Origin of the sequence: Streptomyces kronopolitis, assembly GCF_050953795.1 — a bacterium.
Taxonomy (GTDB): Bacteria; Actinomycetota; Actinomycetes; order Streptomycetales; family Streptomycetaceae; genus Streptomyces; species Streptomyces kronopolitis_A.
Window position 1 is genome coordinate 1,893,906 of record NZ_CP191850.1, and the last position, 20,515, is coordinate 1,914,420.

At 73.6% G+C, this 20,515-nt stretch carries 16 protein-coding genes and 1 pseudogene; 4 read left to right on the plus strand and 13 right to left on the minus strand.

What is annotated here, in order from left to right:
• Positions 1 to 50 precede the first annotated feature (50 nt).
• Positions 51 to 743, plus strand: a complete 693-nt coding sequence (locus tag ACQP17_RS08255; protein ID WP_433859850.1) for a DNA polymerase beta superfamily protein — start codon at positions 51 to 53, stop codon at positions 741 to 743.
• 127 nt (positions 744 to 870) lie between these two features.
• Here the strand turns inward: ACQP17_RS08255 and ACQP17_RS08260 are convergent.
• From ACQP17_RS08260 to ACQP17_RS08305, 10 genes and pseudogenes are all read right to left on the minus strand, one after another.
• A pseudogene (locus tag ACQP17_RS08260) lies at positions 871 to 1,173 on the minus strand (DNA polymerase beta superfamily protein); the annotation flags it as partial.
• A gap of 176 nt (positions 1,174 to 1,349) precedes the next feature.
• Positions 1,350 to 2,549 (minus strand): pseudouridine synthase, encoded by a 1,200-nt coding sequence (locus ACQP17_RS08265; protein ID WP_433855679.1) that lies wholly within the window; start codon positions 2,547 to 2,549, stop codon positions 1,350 to 1,352.
• A complete protein-coding gene (scpB, locus tag ACQP17_RS08270; protein ID WP_433855680.1) occupies positions 2,549 to 3,253 on the minus strand; it encodes an SMC-Scp complex subunit ScpB in 705 nt (234 codons plus the stop codon). Before scpB ends, ACQP17_RS08265 begins: the two co-directional genes overlap by 1 nt.
• The gene (locus ACQP17_RS08275) at positions 3,250 to 4,293 is read right to left on the minus strand and encodes a segregation and condensation protein A (RefSeq protein ID WP_433855681.1); all 1,044 of its coding nucleotides are present in this window, start codon (positions 4,291 to 4,293) and stop codon (positions 3,250 to 3,252) included. Before ACQP17_RS08275 ends, scpB begins: the two co-directional genes overlap by 4 nt.
• A 93-nt stretch (positions 4,294 to 4,386) precedes the next feature.
• The gene (locus ACQP17_RS08280) at positions 4,387 to 5,037 is read right to left on the minus strand and encodes a hypothetical protein (RefSeq protein ID WP_433855682.1); all 651 of its coding nucleotides are present in this window, start codon (positions 5,035 to 5,037) and stop codon (positions 4,387 to 4,389) included.
• Positions 5,022 to 6,038, minus strand: coding sequence for a ParA family protein (locus ACQP17_RS08285; RefSeq protein ID WP_030078562.1), 1,017 nt, complete (start codon positions 6,036 to 6,038; stop codon positions 5,022 to 5,024). Before ACQP17_RS08285 ends, ACQP17_RS08280 begins: the two co-directional genes overlap by 16 nt.
• A 489-nt stretch (positions 6,039 to 6,527) precedes the next feature.
• Positions 6,528 to 7,643: an alanine dehydrogenase gene (gene ald, locus ACQP17_RS08290; protein ID WP_433859851.1), complete on the minus strand. Its 1,116-nt coding sequence runs from the start codon at positions 7,641 to 7,643 to the stop codon at positions 6,528 to 6,530.
• A gap of 168 nt (positions 7,644 to 7,811) precedes the next feature.
• Positions 7,812 to 9,947 (minus strand): tetratricopeptide repeat protein, encoded by a 2,136-nt coding sequence (locus tag ACQP17_RS08295; RefSeq protein WP_433855683.1) that lies wholly within the window; start codon positions 9,945 to 9,947, stop codon positions 7,812 to 7,814.
• Positions 9,948 to 10,114: 167 nt separating this feature from the next.
• Positions 10,115 to 10,741, minus strand: coding sequence for an NUDIX domain-containing protein (locus ACQP17_RS08300; protein ID WP_433855684.1), 627 nt, complete (start codon positions 10,739 to 10,741; stop codon positions 10,115 to 10,117).
• A 97-nt stretch (positions 10,742 to 10,838) separates the two neighbouring features.
• Positions 10,839 to 12,494 carry a CTP synthase gene (locus ACQP17_RS08305; protein ID WP_433855685.1) on the minus strand — a complete coding sequence of 552 codons (1,656 nt, stop codon included), beginning with the start codon at positions 12,492 to 12,494 and terminating at the stop codon, positions 10,839 to 10,841.
• Between the two features lie 459 nt (positions 12,495 to 12,953).
• Here ACQP17_RS08305 and ACQP17_RS08310 point away from each other — a divergent pair, with 459 nt between their 5' ends.
• On the plus strand, positions 12,954 to 14,795 hold the full coding sequence (locus tag ACQP17_RS08310) for a glycoside hydrolase family 15 protein (protein ID WP_433855686.1): 1,842 nt from the start codon (positions 12,954 to 12,956) through the stop codon (positions 14,793 to 14,795).
• 63 nt (positions 14,796 to 14,858) lie between these two features.
• Here ACQP17_RS08310 and ACQP17_RS08315 read toward each other — a convergent pair whose 3' ends face one another.
• A complete protein-coding gene (locus tag ACQP17_RS08315) occupies positions 14,859 to 16,031 on the minus strand; it encodes a beta-1,3-glucanase family protein (protein WP_433855687.1) in 1,173 nt (390 codons plus the stop codon).
• A 229-nt stretch (positions 16,032 to 16,260) separates the two neighbouring features.
• Here ACQP17_RS08315 and ACQP17_RS08320 point away from each other — a divergent pair, with 229 nt between their 5' ends.
• Together ACQP17_RS08320 and ACQP17_RS08325 are read left to right on the plus strand one after the other, a co-directional pair.
• On the plus strand, positions 16,261 to 17,319 hold the full coding sequence (locus tag ACQP17_RS08320) for a LacI family DNA-binding transcriptional regulator (protein WP_433855688.1): 1,059 nt from the start codon (positions 16,261 to 16,263) through the stop codon (positions 17,317 to 17,319).
• A 109-nt stretch (positions 17,320 to 17,428) separates the two neighbouring features.
• A complete protein-coding gene (locus ACQP17_RS08325; RefSeq protein WP_433855689.1) occupies positions 17,429 to 19,042 on the plus strand; it encodes a PucR family transcriptional regulator in 1,614 nt (537 codons plus the stop codon).
• A gap of 68 nt (positions 19,043 to 19,110) precedes the next feature.
• Here ACQP17_RS08325 and ACQP17_RS08330 read toward each other — a convergent pair whose 3' ends face one another.
• Both ACQP17_RS08330 and ACQP17_RS08335 read right to left on the minus strand, forming a co-directional pair.
• Positions 19,111 to 19,263 (minus strand): hypothetical protein, encoded by a 153-nt coding sequence (locus ACQP17_RS08330; RefSeq protein WP_433855690.1) that lies wholly within the window; start codon positions 19,261 to 19,263, stop codon positions 19,111 to 19,113.
• 47 nt (positions 19,264 to 19,310) lie between these two features.
• On the minus strand, positions 19,311 to 20,474 hold the full coding sequence (locus tag ACQP17_RS08335; protein WP_433855691.1) for a glycosyltransferase family 4 protein: 1,164 nt from the start codon (positions 20,472 to 20,474) through the stop codon (positions 19,311 to 19,313).
• Between the last annotated feature and the right edge of the window lie 41 nt (positions 20,475 to 20,515).

Consider the following 20,515-nt stretch of genomic DNA (forward strand, 5'->3'; position numbering starts at 1 on the left):
GGTCGGCACAACGGGTGGCATTCGGCCTCCCACCAGCCACCATCTCCGCCATGCCGGAAGCCGCCGCAGGGCGTCCGCTGGTCGCCGAGCACACCGTCCACGCGTGCGTGAGGGGCTCGCGGGCCTTCGAGCCGGCCACGGAGACCGGTGACACCGACCGCCGCGGGTCTCTCTCGCACCCACCCCGCTGTTCCGGGGCTTCGAGAAGCCGCCCACCCCTGTGGAGGGGCCGCGAGGAGGAGTTCTCCTGGGAGCTGGAACCCTTCTGCCGGCTGGGGCTGCGCGCGAACCCGACCGTCCTGGAGTGTCTGCACTCCCCCTGGTGGAGCGCGTCGACGCGGTCGGGCGCGAGCTGCTCGCGCTGCGCGGGGCGTTCCTGTCGCGGCGGGCCCACCGCACCTTCGCGGGGTACGCGACCGGCCGGCTCAAGCAGCTGCGGGCCGATGTCCGCCGGCACGGCGCGCCCCGCTGGAAGCACGCCATGCATCTGCTGCGGCTGCTGGCCGTCTCGCGCGATCTGCTCCGCACGGGCCGGCTCACCCTGGACGTCGGCGACGACCGGGAGGCGCTGCCGGCGGTCCGGCGCGGAGAGGTGGCCTGGTTCACGGTCGCGCGGCGGAGGGCGCGGCTGTCCGAGGAGGCCGAGGCGGCGGTCTCCGGCTCGCCGCTGCCGGCCGAGCCCGACGTGGGCCGGGTGGCGGACTTCCTCTTCCGGGCCCGCGGCCGCCTCCGCGCAGGGCTGAGGCGGCCGCGGCACCCGGCCCGGCCGCCCCTCGGCCGCGCCGCCCGTCCCCGGCCCGCCGAAGCGCCCTCAGCCCAGCCGGGCGTGCAGCGCCTCGACGTCCGCGCGCAGCCGCGCCGCCGCCACCACCGCGCGGGCAACTCGGCGGCACGGGTGGGCAGATGGGGCTGCACCCGGCCGCCGGCCATGAGGTGGATGCCGGTGAGCAGCACCCGCAGCGTGTACAGCAGCGGCTTCAGCTCGCCGGTCTTCCCGAAGCGCCGCCACTGGGTCGCGGCGAAGCTCCGGTAGTGGTGGGCGTGGTGGGCGGTGAGCAGGCCCGGGGCCGGCGCGGTCAGTTCGGCATGCACGGGGGTGGTGTGCACGACCAGCGGGGAGAGCAGCCGCTCCAGGACCGAGCCGTTGCGGCGCAGCGGCAGGTCGTCGAACTCGGTGGGACAGCCGAGCGCATCACCCGGCGCCGGCCCGATCAGCGAACCGGTGGCGAAAGCCCCCGTGGACACCATGAACAGCACCACCCCTTAACGTCATGATGACGTTAAGGGGTGGTGAGGGCTTGGCCGCAAGGGAATTCGGCGCGGGTGCGCGGCCCCGGCGGCGGACCCCCTTAGAGCTCCACCTCGCGCATCAGCATGCCGACCTCGGTGTTCGTCATCCGGCGCAGCCAGCCCGACTTCTGGTCGCCCAGGGCGATCGGGCCGAAGGCCGTCCGCACCAGCTTGTCGACCGGGAAGCCGGCCTCGGCCAGCATCCGGCGCACGATGTGCTTGCGGCCCTCGTGGAGGCTCACCTCGACGAGGTAGTTCTTGCCGGTGTTCTCCACGACCCGGAAGTGGTCGGCGCGCGCGTAGCCGTCCTCCAGCTGGATGCCGTCCTTGAGCTGCTTGCCCAGGTCACGCGGCAGCGGGCCCTGGATAGCGGCCAGGTAGGTCTTCTTGACGCCGTAGCGCGGGTGCGTCAGACGGTGGGCCAGCTCGCCGTGGTTGGTGAGCAGGATGATGCCCTCGGTCTCGGTGTCCAGCCGGCCGACGTGGAACAGCCGCGTCTCGCGGTTGGTGACGTAGTCGCCCAGGCACTGGCGGCCGTCGGGGTCCTCCATCGTGGAGACGACGCCGGCCGGCTTGTTCAGCGCGAAGAACAGGTAGGACTGGGTGGCGACCGTCAGGCCGTCGACCTTGATCTCGTCCTTCTCCGGGTCGACCCGGACGCCCTGCTCCATGACGATCTGGCCGTTGACCTCGACCCGCGCCTGGTCGATCAGCTCCTCGCAGGCCCGGCGCGAGCCCATACCGGCCCTGGCCAGCACCTTCTGGAGCCGCTCGCCCTCCTGCTCGCCGAAGGTCTTGGGGGTCTTGACCTGCGGCTTGCTGTGGCGGGCGCGGTTGCGCTCCTCCACCTGGGCGTCGTACTCACGGGGGCGTGCGGGCGCCTGGCCCCGGCCGCGCGGGCCGCCGCCCTTGGCGCCCGGGCGGGCACCCTTGGACGCCGCGCCGGTACGGGGGCCGCCCTTGGCGCCGCCGCGGGCCGCCGCGCCCCGGCTGCCGCCGCTCTTGGCGCCGCCGCTCTGGGGACCACCGCTCTTCGCGCCGCCGCCGGTGCGCTCGTCCTTGCGGCCCGAGGAGCCGCCGGAACCACCGGAGCCGCCGGAGCCGCCCACGTCGTAGCGGCGCTCCTCGGGACGGGGGCGGCCCGCGCGCTGCTGCTTGTCGTCCCGCTTGCCGCCGGCCTTCGGCCGGGCGGAGCCCCCCTCGGCTCCGCGGTGATCGCCCCGACCGCTGTCCCTGTTGTTCCTGCCGCTGCTTCGCATCAATGATCCGTCTGAGAGTCGCCGCTGTCGTCTACGTCGAACGACGGGATACCTTCCGGGGAGTCGCCCTCGACCGCTTCCGCCTCCGGGAGGAAGGGTGCGAGCTCAGGGAGCTCGTCCAGGCCTCGCAGGCCCATCCGCTCCAGAAAGTAATTCGTCGTCCTGTACAGGATCGCACCTGTTTCAGGTTCCGTCCCCGCCTCCTCCACCAGGCCGCGCTGGAGGAGCGTGCGCATCACACCGTCACAGTTCACGCCGCGTACGGCCGAGACCCGGGAACGGCTGACCGGCTGACGGTACGCGACCACGGCCAGAGTCTCCAATGCGGCCTGCGTGAGCCGGGCCTGCTGCCCGTCCAGGACGAAGCTCTCCACCGCGTCCGCGTAGGCGGCACGGGAGTAGAAGCGCCAGCCGCCGGCGACCAGCCGGAGATCGAATCCGCGCCCCTGGCGGGTGTAGTCGTCGGCCAGCTCCCGCAGCGCGAGCGCCACCGCCCGCCGGGGCCGCTGGAGCACCCTGGCCAGGTGCTCCTCGGTCGCCGGCTCGTCGACGACCATCAGGACGGCCTCCAGCGCGGGCTTCAGCGCCAGCTCCTCGACGCCCAGCGCCCCGGCCGGCGCCCCCGGGTCGTCGTCCGCCCCGGTCCGCGGCCGCGCGCCCGCCTCCGTGACGTCGTAGGCCTCACCACCGGCCACACCGCTCATACCTGCTCCTCCTCCGCCTGCTCCGACGCCCGCGCGTCCGCCCGCTGTCCCGGCTCCCGGTCGAACTCGTCCGTGACCCGCGGCGCGGCCCCCTCCGTGCCCGTCCAGCGGACCAGCAGCTCACCCAGGGCCTCCTCCTGCTCCAGGGCCACCACCCGCTCCCGGTAGAGCTCCAGCAGGGCCAGGAAGCGGGCCACGACGGTGAGGGTGTCGGGTGCGTCGGCGATCAGCTTGCCGAAGCCGGCCTCGCCCGCCTCCCGCAGCCGCGCCATCACCACGTCGGCCTGCTCGCGCACGCTCACCAGCGGCGCGTGGATGTGGTCGACGTAGACCTGCGGCCTGGCCCGGGGCTGCATCGCCTTCACCGCGAGCCGGGCGAAGCCCTCCGCGCCGATGCTGATCGCGACCTCGGGCAGCAGCTCGGCGAGGTGCGGCTCCAGCCCGACGGTACGGGGATGACGCCGGCCCTCGTCGGCCAGCCGGCCGCTGAAGATGTCCGCGATCCGCTTGTAGGCGCGGTACTGCAGGAGCCGGGCGAAGAGCAGGTCACGGGCCTCCAGCAGCGCGAGGTCCGCCTCGTCCTCCACCTCGGCCACGGGCAGCAGCCGGGCCGCCTTGAGGTCCAGCAGGGTCGCCGCGACGACCAGGAACTCGGTGGTCTGATCCAGGTCGAAGTCCGGCCCCATGGCGCGGATGTGCGCCATGAACTCGTCGGTGACCTTCGACAGGGCGACCTCGGTGACGTCCAGCTTGTGCTTGGAGATCAGCTGCAACAGGAGGTCGAAGGGGCCCTCGAAGTTGTCCAGCCGGAGGGTGAAGGTGCCCTCGCCGGCCCCGCCGCCGTCCCTCGGCGCGGTCGCGGCGGAATCGGCCTGCGGGGTCTCCCCGTCCACCGCGGCCGCCGGGGCCGGAACGGGAGCGGTGTCCCCGGACCGATCCGGGGTCCCGGGTGCCGCCGGCTCCGCCGCTGCCTCGGCCGGCCCGGGCCCGAGTGATCTGCGGGCGCGGGACCGGGGGGCGTCGTCGTGGGTCGTCGGCATCGCGGTCCATGCTGCGGAGGTCCCGCGCCGGGGGCGGCGGGCTGGTCACGGGCGGGACAGCCCGCCGGTTGGGCAGGTTATCCCGTGGCACGCCTAACGGCCGCGCAGCCGCCTGACGAGGATGCTGGCGTCGCCGCGCGATTCGAGGTCGGCGAGGACCACGGCGACCGCCTCGCGGACGATCCGGCCGCGGTCGACGGCGAGGCCGTGCTCGCCGCGCAGCACCAGCCGGGCGTGTTCGAGGTCCATGAGCTCCTCGGCGGAGACATAGACGGTGATCTTCTCATCGTGCCGTTCCCGGCCGCTGGGGCGGCGGTTGGCGCCACGGCCACCGCGCCGGCGGCCCTGGCCGCCGGCCTGCTGGGCGGCCGCGGCCGCGTCGGCCCCGGCCGGTCCGGCCTGGCCCCGGTGGTTCTTGGCGGCGTCGCCGTCCGTCTCGCGCCCGCCGTGCTCGGCCGGGGCGCCGACGGCGGGCACCCGCGGCGGGGTGGCCGGTCCGCCGTCACCGGCCGTGGCCGCGGGGGTGTCCGCGCCGGCGTGGGGCCGCCGCGGGCGGACCGCGGTGGCCGTCTCCGGCGCGTCCGCCGCCGGATCGGGTTCGCCGGCCGGTGCGGGCACGCGGGGCGCCTCGCCGGGCGCCGCCGAGCCGTTCACCGGCCGGCGGGGGGTGGAGGCCTGCAGCCCCACTCCCCCGGTGGTACGGAACAGTTCGTCGGCTCCCGGAAGACTCACTCGGCGTGACACCGGGCGAGCACCTCCCTGGCGAGCTGGCGATAGGCGGCCGCCCCGACGGAGTTGGAGGCGTAGGTGGTGATCGGCTCGCCCGCGACGGTGGTCTCCGGGAAGCGGACCGTACGGCCGATGACGGTGTGGTAGACGTGATCGTCGAAGGCCTCGACGACACGCGCCAGGACCTCACGGCTGTGCACGGTGCGGGAGTCGTACATCGTCGCCAGGATGCCGTCCAGCTCCAGCTCGGGGTTGAGCCGCTCCTGCACCTTCTCGATCGTCTCGGTGAGCAGCGCGACACCACGCAGCGCGAAGAACTCGCACTCCAGCGGCACGATCACCTTGTGAGCCGCCGTCAGGGCGTTCACCGTGAGCAGACCGAGGGACGGCTGGCAGTCGATGACGATGTAGTCGTAGTCGGCCAGCAGCGGCTTCAGCGCGCGCTGGAGGGTCGACTCGCGCGCGACCTCGCTGACCAACTGCACCTCTGCCGCGGACAGGTCGATGTTGCTGGGCAGCAGGTCCATGTTGGGGACCGCGGTCTTCAGGAGCACCTCGTCGGCCGACATCCCGCGCTCCATGAGCAGGTTGTAGACCGTCAGGTCGAGCTCCATCGGGTTGACGCCGAGTCCGACCGACAGGGCACCCTGCGGGTCGAAGTCGACGAGCAGCACCCGGCGGCCGTATTCGGCGAGCGCGGCACCCAGGTTGATGGTCGAGGTGGTCTTGCCGACCCCGCCCTTCTGGTTGCACATCGCGATGATTTTGGCCGGGCCGTGGTCCGACAGCGGTCCGGGGATGGGGAAGTAAGGGAGCGGGCGTCCGGTCGGGCCGACGCGTTCGCGGCGCTGTCGCGCGGCGTCCGGCGCGAGCGTCGCGGCGTATTCGGGGTCCGGCTCGTACTCCGCGTCCGGATCGTAGAAGTGCCCCTGGGGCAGGTCGTCGTAGTCGGCGAGACGGGCGGGTTCTCCACTGCCCCGGTCGCCGGCCATGGCGTTCACGTGATGGCCGTCCATGCTCTGGTGGGCTGTCGTGGAAATGCTCTGGTGGGTTGCTGAGGTGTGGACCGCGACGGAGCCGACAGCCTCGCGCCCCGAGGGACCCTGGCCCCGTGCAACCACTCCTGGTTGACCACCTCCGGGAGAAAATGTCGACTCATTCACAAGTCGTCTTACCTCCTTGGATGTCACCAGGAAACTTTATCGATAGGTCAGCGTGGCACCATGCCGACGGTTGGCGACTCTATGGCGTGTCGGGCGTCCGCAGCAACACAATCCACCGGACCCGGCACGATGTGTCGGTAACCGGACCCCCCGATGTCAAGGGCGCAGGCGGTATCGCACCGATGTTTTGGGGGTGCGCGAATCGGTTAAAGGGTTACGTTCGCGGCGAGTTGAGAGTGCCCGTTCCGGAACACATGATTCCGCTGGTCGGACATGCGACCGGCCGGGCCCTGTGACCAGGACCCGGCCGGATGTGCCGCGTTGACGCGTGTCGTTGACGCGTCAGCCGAGGAGGGTGCGCAGCTCGATGTGCTCCAGCTCGTGCGCCTCGGCGACCGGGCCGTAGACGACCTTGCCGTCGTGCGTGTTCAGGCCCTTGGCCAGCGCCGGGTCACGGCGCAGCGCCTCGGCCCAGCCGCGGTTCGCCAGCTCCACGATGTAGGGCAGCGTGGCGTTGGTGAGGGCGTAGGTGGAGGTGTTCGGCACCGCGCCGGGCATGTTGGCGACGCAGTAGAAGACCGAGTTGTGGACCTCGAAGGTCGGCTCGGCGTGCGTGGTGGGACGCGAGTCCTCGAAGCAGCCGCCCTGGTCGATCGCGATGTCGACAAGAACACTTCCGGGCTTCATCTTGGCGACGAGCTCGTTGGTGACCAGCTTGGGGGCCTTGGCGCCGGGGATCAGGACGGCACCGACGACGAGGTCGGCCTCGACGACGGCCTTCTCCAGCTCGTAGGCGTTGGAGACGATCGTCTGCACCTTGGTGCCGAAGATCTTGTCGGCCTCGCGGAGCTTGTTGATGTCCTTGTCGAGCAGGGTGACGTGGAAGCCGAGGCCCACGGCGATCTGCAGCGCGTTCCAGCCGGAGACGCCACCGCCGATGATGACGGCCTTGCCCGCCGCGACACCGGGGACACCGCCGGGCAGCACGCCGCGGCCGCCGGCCTGGCGCATCAGGTGGTAGGCGCCGACCTGCGGGGCGATCCGGCCCGCGACCTCGGACATCGGGGCCAGCAGCGGCAGCGCGCGGCCGGCGGTCTCGACGGTCTCGTAGGCGATGGCGGTGGTGCCGGACTCCAGCAGCGCGTCCGTGCACTCCCGCGACGCGGCCAGGTGCAGGTAGGTGAAGAGCGTCTGGTCCTTGCGGAGGCGGTGGTACTCCTCCGCGATCGGCTCCTTGACCTTCAGCAGCAGGTCGGCGGTGCCCCAGACCTCATCGGCGGTGTCGAGGATGCCGGCGCCGGCGGCGACGTACTCCTCGTTCGAGATGGACGAGCCGAGACCGGCGTCCTTCTCGACGAAGACCTGGTGGCCGTGGCGGACGAGTTCGTGGACTCCGGCGGGCGTGATGGCCACGCGGAACTCGTTGTTCTTGACCTCGCGGGGGATGCCGACCTTCACGTCGATCACGGTCCTTGAAAGAGAGGGTGCAGGAGGAATTATCCCCTCATGCGCTGCATGACGGAACTGACCGCGCCGTACGCGGCCCAGCCAGTCTATTGAAGGAGCTCATCTTGTCTAGCCTTGCAAAGCATTAATCTTTCGGAGTAGCACTACCGATTTCGTAGGTCACTCGGGGTAATCTTCGAGGAGTCGTTCTCCGACGGAGCGGTGCAGCCGTGCCGCGGCGGGGTCGCCGAGCCGCTCGAGGGTGTCCGCGATCCGCAGCTGCAGTGCCGCCTCCAGTCGTCCGTCCTCCGCCTTCCGGGCGAGATCGAGGGCCTCCAGGCAGGTCCGCAGCGCCTCCTCGGGCCGTCCCGCGTACTCCCGCACCCGGGCCATCTCGCCGGTCGCCCGCGCCTGGCCGGACACCTCGCCGAGCCGGCGGAAGGTCCGGGCGGCCGCCCGCCAGGACGTGAGCGCCTCGTCCCAGCGGCCCGCGCAGGAGTGCGCGCCGCCGATCCGGCCGTACAGCCGCGCCGCGTCGGACCCCTCGCCGCGGGCCAGCCGCAGCTCCAGCGCCCGGCCGTACCAGTCGGCGGCCCGCTGCCAGTCGCCCAGCTCGCTGTACGAGCAGCCCAGGGACTCCAGCGCGCGGCCGGTGGCCACCGGGTCCGACACCGAACGGGCCGCCTCCAGCGCCTGCCGGTAGCGGGTCAGGGCCTGTGCGGTACGGCTCGCCCGGCCGTCCAGGTCGGCGAGGTTGAGCAGCGCGGCGGCCCGCTCCCGGGCCAGTCCGCGCCGTTCGGCGACCCGCAGGACGAGCCCGTGCAGCGCGTAGAGGTCCGGCGCGGCGGCCTCGGCGCCGCGGTGCGCGAGCAGGGTGCGGGTCAGCGCGGCCATCAACCGCCGGTCCAGGGTGTCGAGTTCACCGTCCGCGACGGCCATCGCGGCGGCGTCGAGCAGCGCGCCGCGGCGGCCGTGCAGCCAGTGCGCGGCGGCCGCCTTCGAGGCGAAGCGCAGGGAGCGCGGCAGGCCGGCGACCTGCTGCCGGGCGGGCGAGTCGGCCGGCTCCCCCATGGCGCGGCAGGACTGCAGCAGCCGTACGGTCCGCTCCAGCATCCGGGCGCGGGCCAGCTGGACCTCCGCCGGGCGCTCGTGCTCCGGCAGCAGCGCCCGCAGCAGCGGATCGAGGCAGCCGGGCAGGCGGTACGGGGGGTGCATGGCGGCGTCCGGCGTGCGGGTGCCCGCGCCGTCGCCGGCCTCGTCCCGCGCCGCGGCGAGCGGGCGCAGCAGGCCGAGCGTGGCGAAGTCGTCCAGGGTCGTGGCGGCCGCGGCGACCGAGCAGCCGGCCAGCGCGGAGGCGATGTGGGCGTCCACCAGGCCGCCCGGCGCGAGGGTGAGCAGCCTCAGTATCCGGGCGGCGGGCGCCGGCAGCGCGTCGTGGGCGAGCCGGAAGGCGCGGCACAGCGGGCGGACGCCGGTGGGCAGGTCCTCGGGCAGCGCGATGTCGTGCAGCGCCCGGTACAGATCGGCGACCGAGGACATGGGGCGGGCGGCGAGCCAGGCACCGGCCAGCACCAGCGCGGCGGGCTGGCCGCCGCACTCCTCCACGACGCTGTCGGCGGTCCGGGGGTCGACGGTGATCCGGGTCGGCCCGGCGTACCGGCTGAGGATCTCGACGCCGGCCGCGCCGTCCAGCCCGCCCAGGGCACACGGCCGGACGTCCGGAATGCCGGTCAGCGGCCCCTGGGAGACGACCACGACCAGGCAGTCCGGGGCGTCCGGGAGCAGCGGTTCGACCTGTTCGGCGCCCGGGGCGTCGTCCAGGAAGAGCAGGACGCGGCGCCCGGCGAGCGCCCCGCGCAGCTGCGCGGTCAGCTCGTCCTCGGCGGCGCCCGGCGGGGCCTCGGCGCCCAGGGCGGTCAGCAGCTCACGGGCGGTGCGGGCGGTGTCGGCCGGTTCGCCGCCGGGCCCGGTCAGCGTGGCCCGCAGCACCCCGTCGGGGTGGTCGGCGGCCCGCTCGCGCAGCAGCTGCTCGGCCAGGGCCGTCCGTCCCGAACCGGGGCGGCCGGCGATCAGCAGGACCCGGCTGCGGGTGCCCTTGCGGCCGGAGAGGGTGTCCAGGCCGGCCCGGGCGATGTCGGCGTGCAGTTCCTTGAGTTCCCGGCGGCGCCCGGCGAAGTGCGGGGCGGCGGCCGGCGCGGGGCGGGCGGCGGCGCCCTCCGGACGGGCTCCGGGGGCGCGCTTGCCGGGTACCGGCGCGGCCGGCGCCTCCCCCGTCTCCGGCAGGAGGGGTCCCCCGCCCACCGCCTGGTCCGTCACCGGTCACGCTCCCGTCCACCTGCGCGTACGAGTCCGCCGCTGGGGCGCGGACGGCACCCTGCCGAGGGTAGTTCACAGCCCGTCACGTCCGGTGCGGAGCAGGGCGGTTGCGTCACCCGATCGGATCGGCGGATCATCCGACGGGCCCGCGGCGGCGGCGCGGCGGCTCAGGCCTCGAAGGGACGGGCCGGCCACGGCGCGTCGGCGGGGCGCAGCGCGTCCAGGCCGGCGCCGCCCCGGGCCGCGGCGAGCGCCAGCACGCCCACGACGAGGCAGTTGTTGTGGAGTTCACCGGCGAGCGCCCCGCGCACCAGCTCCTCCTGCGGGACCCGCGCCAGCTCCATGTCGGCCTCCTCCTCGGAGACCTCGAAGCGCTCCCCCTGTGCCTCGGACAGCCCGCGGGCGAGGAAGATCCGTACGGCCTCGTCGCAGCCGCCGGGCGTGGTGTAGACATCGGTCAGCACCCGCCAGTCGCCGGCGCTGACGTGTGCCTCCTCGTACAGCTCGCGCTGCGCGGCGTGCAGCGGGTTCTCGCCGGGGATGTCGAGCAGCCCGGCGGGGATCTCCCACAGCTTCTGGCGCACGGGGTGGCGGTACTGGCGCAGCACCAGCACCCGGCCCTCGTCGTCGAGCGCGACGACGGCCACCGAGCCGGGGTGGACCTGGTAGTCGCGCGAGACGGTGGAGCCGTCCGGCATGACGACCAGGTCGGTGCGGACGCTGGTCTTGTTCCCGGTGAACGGCGTCGTGGTCGCGGTGACCGTCCACTCCTCGGGGGTGTCCTTGATCGCCATGGCGCGTCCTCCTGTATGTGCCTCTACAACGCAGAAACCGGGGTACGGCCTCGAAGAACGAGGCCGTACCCCGGCAACCGTATCCGTCGCGGTGCGGCTACTTCGCGGCGCCCGTCTTGCGCGCGACCGCGGCCTTCACCAGTCCGGCGAAGAGCGGGTGCGGGCGGGTCGGGCGGGAGCGCAGCTCGGGGTGCGCCTGGGTGGCGACGAGGTAGGGGTGCACCTCGCGCGGGTACTCGACGTACTCGACGAGCTTGTTGTCCGGGGAGGTTCCGGAGAACTGCAGCCCGGCCTTCTTCTCCAGCTCACCGCGGTAGGCGTTGTTGACCTCGTAGCGGTGGCGGTGGCGCTCCTCGACGTAGGGCTGGTCGTCGTAGACCTCGCGGACGATCGAGCCCTCGGCGAGCTTGGCCGGGTACATGCCCAGTCGCATCGTGCCGCCCATATCGCCCTCACCTGCGACGATGTCCATCTGCTCGGCCATCGTGGAGATGACCGGGTCGGCCGCGGCCGGGTCGAACTCGGTGGAGTTCGCGCCCGCGATGCCGGCGAGGTTGCGGGCCGCCTCGATGACCACGCACTGCAGGCCCAGGCACAGGCCGAGCAGCGGGAGCTTGTTCTCCCGGGCGTAGGTGATCGCGCCGACCTTGCCGTCCACGCCGCGGTCGCCGAAGCCGCCGGGGATGCAGACCGCGTCACAGTCCGCGAGCTGCTCGGCGGCGCCGGCCGGGGTCTTGCAGTCGTCGGAGGTGACCCACTTCAGCTTCACCCGGGTCTTGTTCGCGAAGCCGCCGGCCCGCAGCGCCTCGGTGACCGAGAGGTAGGCGTCCGGCAGGTCGATGTACTTGCCGACCAGCGCGACCCGGACCTCGTGGTCGGGGTTGTGGACGCGGTCCAGCAGGTCCTCCCACTGGGTCCAGTTCACGTCGCGGAACGGCAGGTCCAGCTTGCGCACGACATAGGCGTCCAGGCCCTCGGTGTGCAGCACCTTGGGGATGTCGTAGATCGACGGGGCGTCGATCGCGGCGACGACCGCGGCCTCGTCGACGTCGCACATCAGCGAGATCTTGCGCTTGATGGCGGTGGGGACCTCGCGGTCGGCGCGCAGCACGATCGCGTCGGGCTGGATACCGATGTTGCGCAGCGCCGCGACCGAGTGCTGGGTCGGCTTGGTCTTCAGCTCACCGGACGGGCCGATGTAGGGGAGCAGCGAGATGTGCACGACGAAGACGTTGTCCCGGCCGACCTCGTGGCGGACCTGGCGGACGGTCTCCAGGAACGGCAGCGACTCGATGTCGCCGACGGTGCCGCCGACCTCGGTGATGACGACGTCGACGTCCTCGGTCGCCATCCGCCGGATGCGGTGCTTGATCTCGTTGGTGATGTGCGGGATGACCTGCACGGTGTCACCGAGGTACTCGCCGCGCCGCTCCTTGGCGATCACGGTGTTGTAGACCTGACCGGTGGTGACGTTCGCGGAGCCGTCGAGGTCGACGTCGAGGAACCGCTCGTAGTGGCCGATGTCCAGGTCGGTCTCGGCGCCGTCGTTGGTGACGAAGACCTCACCGTGCTGGAACGGGTTCATCGTTCCCGGGTCGACGTTGAGGTACGGGTCGAGCTTTTGCATCGTGACCCGCAGGCCGCGCGCCTTCAGGAGCGCTCCCAGGCTGGAGGCGGTGAGGCCCTTGCCGAGAGAGGAGGCGACGCCCCCGGTGACGAAGAGGTGCTTGGTCGTCGTGGATTTGGGCGGCATGGCCAAGAGGGGGCTCCCGTGGTCGCGAGGTGGAGAGGTGCGAAGCGGCGCCGGCCTGGGGTTTCAGGGGTGCCTCGCTGCGGCTCGGGGGTGCCTTCACCACTGCCGTGACGTCTCTGGGCGGCCCACCGGTCCACGGGATACCAGGCTATCAGCGACCTGAGGTGGTCGCGTCCGGCCGGAAGCGGAATCCGTGCGGCGGCGGCGCCCGTGCCGGGGTCACGTGACGGAGGCCACCCGTTCGGACCATGTTCGTCCTCGCGAGGGTCGCGCGGAGAACCCACGTGCGTCGTATCCTGCTCGGACACTCGCGACGAGCCGTCCGGGAAGGCACCACCCTGAGCCGTCCGGGAAGGCACCACCCTCCCCCAGCTACCGCTGGGCGGTGCCCCCAGCCCGAATTTCCGGTCCCGCTGCTCGGCGACGTTTCATGGGCAGGACGGACAATCACAACGTCCCATGGGGGGCGTGACTCCAGTTCGACGGGAGACGCACGTGGCCGGGCGCATCGAGGACTACGCACTTATCGGCGATATGCAAACCGCCGCTCTAGTGTGCCGGGACGGCACGGTGGACTGGCTGTGCCTGCCCCGCTTCGACTCGCCGGCGGTCTTTGCCGGGCTGCTGGGCACGGAGGAGCACGGTTTCTGGCGGATGGGGCCGGCCAACGGGTCGGGGAGCCGCCCGGTGCCGGCCGACCGCCGGCGCTACCGGGGCGATTCGCTGGTGCTGGAATCGGAGTGGGACACCCCGCGCGGCACGGTCCGGGTGATCGACTTCATGCCGCCGCGTGACGGGGCGCCGCAGCTGATCCGCATCGTGGAGGGCGTCAGCGGCCGCGTCCCGATGCGCTCCGAGCTGCGGATGCGCTTCTCCTACGGCTGGGTCGTGCCGTGGGTGCACAAGATCGACGACCGTACGGTGGCCGTCGCGGGCCCCGACTCGGTGTGGCTGGACACCGCGGCCGAGACCTACGGCAAGGACCTCACCACCTACTCCGACTTCACCGTCTCGCCGGGTGAGCGGATCGCGTTCACGATCAGCTGGGAGCCCTCGCACAAGCGGCCGCCGGCCGTGGCGGACCCGGAGGGGTCGCTGGAGGCCACCGAGGAGTTCTGGCGCGAGTGGGTCGAGCACTGCACGTACCACGGCCCCTACCGTGACGCGGTGGTGCGTTCGCTGATCACGCTCAAGGCGCTGACGTACGCGCCGACCGGCGGGATCGTGGCGGCGCCGACGACCTCGCTGCCGGAGTGCCTGGGCGGGGTGCGCAACTGGGACTACCGCTTCACCTGGCTGCGGGACGCGGCGATCACGCTGTCCTCCCTGCTGCGCACCGGCTACCGCGAGGAGGCCCGGGCCTGGCGGGAGTGGCTGCTGCGGGCGGTGGCCGGCGACCCGGAGAACCTCCAGATCATGTACGGCATCGCCGGTGAGCGGGAATTGGGCGAGAACGAGCTCAACTGGCTTCCGGGATACGAGAATTCCCGTCCGGTACGGGTCGGCAACGGCGCCGCGGGACAGCTCCAGCTCGATGTCTACGGCGAGGTCACCGAGGCGCTGCACCTGGCGCACATGACGGGGCTGGCCCGCAACGACTACGCCTCGCTGCTCCAGCTCAAGCTGATCCAGTGGGTGGAGAAGCACTGGGACGAGCCGGACGAGGGCATCTGGGAGGTCCGCGGTCCGCGCCGGCACTTCGTGCACTCCAAGGTCATGACCTGGGTCGCGGTCGACCGCACGGTCAAGCTGATCGAGTCCGGGGACGTCGACGGTCCGCTGGAGCGCTGGCGGGACCTGCGCGAGACGATCCACCGGGACGTCTGCGAGAACGGCTACGACAAGGAGCGCAACACCTTCACCCAGTCCTACGGCTCGCAGGAGCTGGACGCCTCGCTGCTGCTGATCCCGCAGATGGGCTTTCTGCCGCCGGACGACAAGCGCGTCATCGGCACCATCGAGGCGATCCAGCGGGAGCTGTCCACCGAGGACGGGTTCGTGCTGCGCTACCCGACGTCCGGCGCCGACGATCTCGGGGTGGACGGCCTGGAAGGCGAGGAAGGGGCCTTCCTGGCGTGCTCGTTCTGGCTCGCCGACGATCTCGCGATGATCGGCCGGGTGGACGAGGCCCGCAAGCTCTTCGAAAAGCTGCTCTCGCTCCGCAACGACCTGGGCCTGCTCGCCGAGGAGTGGGACCCCAAGGCCCAGCGCCAGGTGGGCAACTTCCCGCAGGCCTTCAGCCACGTTCCGCTGATCGACACCGCGCTGCGGCTGACCGCCAGCGGGGCCTACGGGGGCTAGGGAGTCTCGGGGTGCCGTCCGGTTTCCGGGCGGCACCCCTTCTCCGTGTCGGAGACCTCCGGGTCAGAAGGGGGTCAGGGTGAGGGTGAGTTCCGTGGGGGCGGCGTCCTCGATATAGGAGGCGAAGCCGGCGACGTCGTCGAAGGCGAAGCCGTACGCCTTGCCGTCGCGGGTCGCGGCGTGCATCGCCCTGGCGTAGTGGTTGGTCAGCGGCAGCTGGTAGAAGGCGGCCGGGTCGGTGGTGGGCTGGCTCGCGTGTCCGGCGAGGGTGGAGCGGTTGAGGGCGGCGCCCAGGACGGCGGCGACGGGGCCGAGCACCCCGTCGTTGGGGGCGGCCAGGGTGCCGTCGCAGAAGAGGACGTCGCGGGTGGACGGCTTGCCGAAGGAGACCGTGCGGGGGCCGGTGAAGGTCAGGGTGGTGCCGCGGGTGCGGCCGGTGAAGGTGCCCGCGCCGGTGGTGACGGTCAGGTCCTTGTTCTCGTAGGCGGCCCAGGCCTCGTCGACGGCCGGGGCGAGACGGTCCCGGTCGAACAGGCCGGCGTCCAGGCCGTGTCCGGGGGCGATGATCCGCCGGTCGTCGATCACCAGGCGGGCGAAGCCCTCGGCCTGCCGGAGCGCGGCGAAGGCCGCGGCGCGGCCGCCGTCCTTGAGCGTGCCGGTGGTCTGCCGGCGGGCGCCGGTGAGCGTGAGCGCGAGCGGCACGCTGAACATGTCGACCATGGTGGTGTTGCAGTACATTCCGCCGGCGTGGAACGTGAACTCGGCGCAGTCGTGCAGCACTCCGTAGTTGGGGTCGCCGGCCACCCAGCCCGCCGGATAGGCGAGCGCGGGCCTGCCGTCGCCGTCCCGGACCGCCTTGAGTTTCAGCGGTCCGCCCAGCGCGGTGTAGATCCGGCCGGACATCGGCGGGAGCCAAAGGGTGGTGGTGCCGCTCGCGGCGAGCGGGATGGCGTAGTCGGTGAAGCCGTCCGGCCCGTTGTCGGCCAGGTCGACGGGGCGCAGCGCGCCGTCCGGGGTGACGTGCACCTGCTGGGTGCCGTCGTTGCCGACGATGTAGACGCGGACCGAGGAGTTGGCGAAGGCCCCGGTGTTGTTCACGAGGTGCAGCGGGAGGCCGTCGGCGGACAGGGCGGAGCGGCCGGCGCGGGCCGCGAAGGCGGGGCCGGAGCGGGCGAGGCCGAAGCCGGTGGCGGCGCCGGCGGTGAGTCCGCCGAGCAGGCGGCGGCGGGTGATCACGAGACCACTCCTGGGCGGATTTGCGTGCTCATGACATTCTCCTCGGTGCGGTGGGGGGTGGTGAGGAGTTCCGTGGAGCGGGTGCGGTGTGGGTTCCGCACGGCACGTTCCCGGCCGGGGCGGGGACGCGGGGTGCGAACGGCGGGTGAGAGCGCTCTCACCGTCTTCGCGGTGAACCCTGCCGACCCGGCGGCCGCACGTCAAGTGGCCGCGTGATAAAAGGAGTTGGATGAGGTCTCAGCCGAACGGACCCCGGCCCACGCTGGAGGCGGTCGCGGCGCTCGCCGGGGTCTCCCGCGCCACCGCGTCGCGCGCGATCAACGGCGCCGCGGGCGTGCGGCCCGTGGTCCGGGAACGGGTCCACCGGGCCGTGGCCGAGCTGGGGTACGTCCCGAACAGCGCGGCCCGCTGCCTGGTCACCCGCCGCACCGGAGCGGTCGCCGTGGTCATCGCCGAGCCGGAGAGCCGGGTGTTCAGCGACCCGTTCTTCGGGCGCCAGCTGCGCGGCATCAGCCGGGCGCTGGCCGGCGCCGACACCCAGCTCCTGCTGATGTTCGTCGAGGGCCCCGCCGACCACGACCGCATCGGCCGCTGGCTGTCGGCGGGGCACGTCGACGGGGCGCTGATGTTCTCCCTGCACCGCGACGACCCCCTGCCCGCCCTCGCCGAGCGCGCCGGCCTGCCCACCGTCTACGGCGGCCGGCCGGACTGGGCGGGCGCCGGCCGCACCCCGCCGCCGCTGTACGTCGACACCGACAACCGCGGCGGCGCCCGCCGGGCCGTCCGCCATCTCCTCGGCCGCGGCCGGCGCCGGATCGCGGTGATCACCGGGCCGCTCGACCAGGCCTCGGCGGTGGACCGGCTCGACGGCTACCGCGACGCGCTGGGCGCCACCGAGCCGGATCCGCGGCTGATCGCGGACGGCGGGTTCACCGCGCGCGGCGGCGAGCGGGCGATGGCCGCGCTGCTGGCGGCCGCGCCGGATCTGGACGCCGTCTTCGCCTGCTCCGACCTCATGGCGAACGGGGCGCTGCGCACGCTGCGGGCGCACGGGCGGCGGGTGCCGGACGACGTGGCGGTGGTGGGCTTCGACGATCTGGAGCCCGCGGCCTGGGCGGATCCGCCGCTGACGACGGTGCGGCAGGACGTGGAGGAGATGGGACGGCTGATGGCACAGCTGCTGCTGCGGCTGCTGGACCGGGAGAAGGCCGGTGCGGCGGACGGGCCGGACGCGGCGCCGGCGCCGATCGTCACCGAGGCGCGGCTGGTGGTGCGGGAGTCGACGTGAGGGGCGGTGCGGCCGCGCCACCGGGGCACGCGCCCCCGGGACACCGGACCACCCCGCTCCGGAATGCGGACTGCGGGTACCGTTCCTGGCCATGGGGCCGGAAGCGAAAATGGAGACCGAGATCACGGTGCGCAGGGCGCTCGAACTGCCCGCGCTGCGCCGCGGCCTGCCGGAGGTACTGGCCGGCGGCGACCGGCTGGACCGTGCGGTGCGCTGGGTGCACGCGGGCGAGGTGCCGCACATCGCCTCGCTGCTCAAGGGCGGCGAGCTGCTGCTGACCACCGGCCTGGGGCTGGGCGCCCGGCCCTCCGAGCAGCGCGCGTTCATCCGCAAGCTCGCGGACCGCGAGATCGCCGCGCTCGTCGTGGAGCTGGGCTCCCGCTTCGCCTCGCTGCCCACCGCCCTGGTCGAGGCCGCCCGGGACTGCGGGCTGCCGCTGATCCAGCTGCACCGCGAGGTCGCCTACGTCACGGTCACCGAGGCGATCCACACCGAGATCGTCAACAGCCACTACGCGATGCTGCGGCGCGCCGACGAGGTCCTGCGGCGCTGCACCGACGTGCTGCTGCGCGGCGGCGGCGCCCCGGAGGTGCTGCGGCTGCTGGCCGGCTTCACCGGAAACCCGCTCTGCCTGGAGGCCCCCGACGGCAGCCCGCTGTACGCGGCCGGGCCGGAAGGGCCGGAAGGGGGCGACGGCCCCGCGGACGCCGATCCGCTGCTGGCCTGGGAGGGGCTGCGCGACACCGGCACCCGCATCGATGTCCCCGGCGGCGGCCACGGCCCCGACGCGGTCCGGGCCCGGCTCGTCCTGCTGCCCGTCAACACACCGCTGGCGCCGGTGCACCGCATCGCCGCCGAGCGCGCCGCCGATCTCCTCGCCGTCGTCATGCTCCAGTCCCGCCAGGAGGAGGTGCTCGCCGCCCGGGGCCGCGGCGACTTCCTCGCCGATCTGGCGGAGGGCCGGATCACCGCGGCCGAGGCGCCCGCCCAGGCCCGGCTGCTGGGCTTCCGTCCTGGTTCGGACCCGGTCCTGCCGGTGGTGATGCGGCTGCCCGCGGGCCTGCCCACCCCCGGCAGCTGGGCGCTGCTCGCCCAGGCCCTGCGCGAGGAACTCGCCGCCCCCGGGGTGCCGGTGCTGCTCGGCGTGCGCCCCGTGGAGAGCCGGGTCCCGGTGCTCGCCGCGCTGCGCGCCGGCCAGGACCGTGCGGCGCTCGCCGACCGGATCGCCGAGGCCCTGCACGCCGGCGTCGTCCGCGCCGGTCTGGACCGCCCGGCCGCGCACCGCCCGGTGGTCGTCGTCGGCACACCGGGCGACTGGGCGGCCGCGGGCCCCGGTCTGCTCCACGCGGCCCAGGCGGCGGCCGCGGCCCAGGGACTGCCCGAGGCGCCCTGGTACGACGCGCGCCGGCTGGACATCGAGCTGCTGCTGTGGCGGATGCGCGAACACGGCGAGCAGGGCGTGCTGACCGACTTCGTGGAGCGCGCCATCGGGCCGCTGCTCGCGCACGACCGCGGTGCCCGCCAGCCGCTGCTGCCGACGCTGGAGGCCTATCTGGCCAGCGCGGGCCGCAAGGCGGAGACCGCCCGCGATCTGAACGTGAACCGGCAGACGCTGTACGACCGGCTGGCCCGCATCGCCCAGCTGCTCGGCACGGACCTGGACGATCCGCAGACGGTGCTGGGCCTGCGGCTGGCCCTGCGCGCCAGACGCCACACGGACTAGGCGCTCGGCGGTCGGGGGCGCGCGTCGGCCGGTGACCGTCCCGGCCGCCGTCCCCGTGCCGAGCGCGATCAGCACCGCGCCGGTGGCGCGCTCCACGGCGCGCTGGACCCGGGGGCGCCGCAGCCGGGCGAGCAGCGGCCCGCGCAGACTACCACCAGCAGCAGCCGGCCCGCGGCGATCAGCGCGTCGGCGGCGCCCAGCAGCAGCGTGTCGCCGAGCATCGAGTGCCCTCGGGCAGGAACTGCGGCACCACGGCGACCGGGCCGGGCTACCCCTGTGCGATCGGCTGGGCCAGTTCGTCGTAGACGCTCAGGACCTGGGTGACGGTGTCGTTCTCGCTGGGCCAGCCGGCCGCCTGGGTCCGGCCCGCCTCGGCGAGCGCGGTCCGCCGTACGGGGTCGGAGAGCAGGGCGCGCACGCTGCGGGCCAGGGCGGCGGCGTCCCCGTAGGGGACCAGCTCCGCGGCGCGGCCGACCAGTTCGCGGGTGCCGCCGGTGTCGGTGGCGACCAGCGGCACCCCGGCGCGCAGCGCCTCCTGGGCGATCAGCGAGCGCGCCTCCCATCTGCTGGGCAGCACCACCAGGTCCGCGGCGGCGAGGAGTTCGGGCACGTCATCGCGGCGGCCGAGCAGCTGGACGGGCAGCCGCTCCTGGTCGATCCGGCGCTGGAGCGCGGCCCGCTGCGCGCCCTCCCCCGCGATGGCCACCAGCGGCTGCGGATCGAGCGCGCACCAGGCGTGCGCCGCGTCCAGCAGCAGGTCATGGCCCTGGCTCGGGTCCAGCCGGCCGACCGCGAGCAGCAGCGGACGGCCCACCGCGCCCAGCTCGGCCCGCTCCTTGTCGCGCATCCGGTCCTGCTCCTCGGGCTCGGCCGGGACACCGCCGGCCCGGGGCCCCGGAATGGCGACCGGTGCCAGCCGGGCATCGCGCGCACCCCGCTCGCGGGCCCGGTCCACCAGGTCGGAACAGGCCCCCAGGACGACGGCGGCGGCCCGCGCCACCCGACGCTCCATCAGGTGCACCAGCCCGGCGCGCGCGCCCTCCGTGTGTGCCTTGGTGTGCCAGGTGATGACCAGCGGGACCCGCCCGCCGCCCCGGGGGCCGCGCAGTCCGCGCAGCGCCATCGAGGCGCGCATCCCGGCCCGCAGGCCGTGCGCGTGGACGAGGTCGGCATCCCAGCAGGCGCTGCGCAGCGAGGCCACGCTCGCCGGGTCCATCCGCGGCGGGACGTGCACGAAGCGGGCGCCGGTGCCCGCGAAGTCGTAGGCCTCCTCGGCCTCCGGGGTGGCGCAGACGGTCACCCGCACCCCGCGGGCGACCAACCCCTCGGCCAGCGAGCGGACGTGCGCGGCGCTGCCGGCGCTGCCGTACCCCAGCACCTGGACCGTGCGCAGCGGTGACAGCCCGTGCGCCGAGGTCGGGGTGCTGGTCACGTGATCGGGGCTCCTGGGTCGGGACGGGCGGACCGTGGGAC

Bases quoted from the DNA above. Each gene is read 5' to 3' on its own strand.
- ACQP17_RS08275 (WP_433855681.1), bottom strand. From the start codon at position 4,293: ATGCCGACGACCCACGACGACGCCCCCCGGTCCCGCGCCCGCAGATCA.
- ACQP17_RS08310 (WP_433855686.1), top strand. From the start codon at position 12,954: ATGGGGGGCGTGACTCCAGTTCGACGGGAGACGCACGTGGCCGGGCGC.
- ACQP17_RS08285 (WP_030078562.1), bottom strand. From the start codon at position 6,038: ATGGACGGCCATCACGTGAACGCCATGGCCGGCGACCGGGGCAGTGGA.
- ACQP17_RS08330 (WP_433855690.1), bottom strand. From the start codon at position 19,263: ATGCTCGGCGACACGCTGCTGCTGGGCGCCGCCGACGCGCTGATCGCC.
- ACQP17_RS08325 (WP_433855689.1), top strand. From the start codon at position 17,429: ATGGAGACCGAGATCACGGTGCGCAGGGCGCTCGAACTGCCCGCGCTG.
- scpB (WP_433855680.1), bottom strand. From the start codon at position 3,253: ATGAGCGGTGTGGCCGGTGGTGAGGCCTACGACGTCACGGAGGCGGGC.
- ACQP17_RS08265 (WP_433855679.1), bottom strand. From the start codon at position 2,549: ATGCGAAGCAGCGGCAGGAACAACAGGGACAGCGGTCGGGGCGATCAC.
- ACQP17_RS08255 (WP_433859850.1), top strand. From the start codon at position 51: ATGCCGGAAGCCGCCGCAGGGCGTCCGCTGGTCGCCGAGCACACCGTC.
- ACQP17_RS08300 (WP_433855684.1), bottom strand. From the start codon at position 10,741: ATGGCGATCAAGGACACCCCCGAGGAGTGGACGGTCACCGCGACCACG.
- ACQP17_RS08320 (WP_433855688.1), top strand. From the start codon at position 16,261: ATGAGGTCTCAGCCGAACGGACCCCGGCCCACGCTGGAGGCGGTCGCG.
- ACQP17_RS08305 (WP_433855685.1), bottom strand. From the start codon at position 12,494: ATGCCGCCCAAATCCACGACGACCAAGCACCTCTTCGTCACCGGGGGC.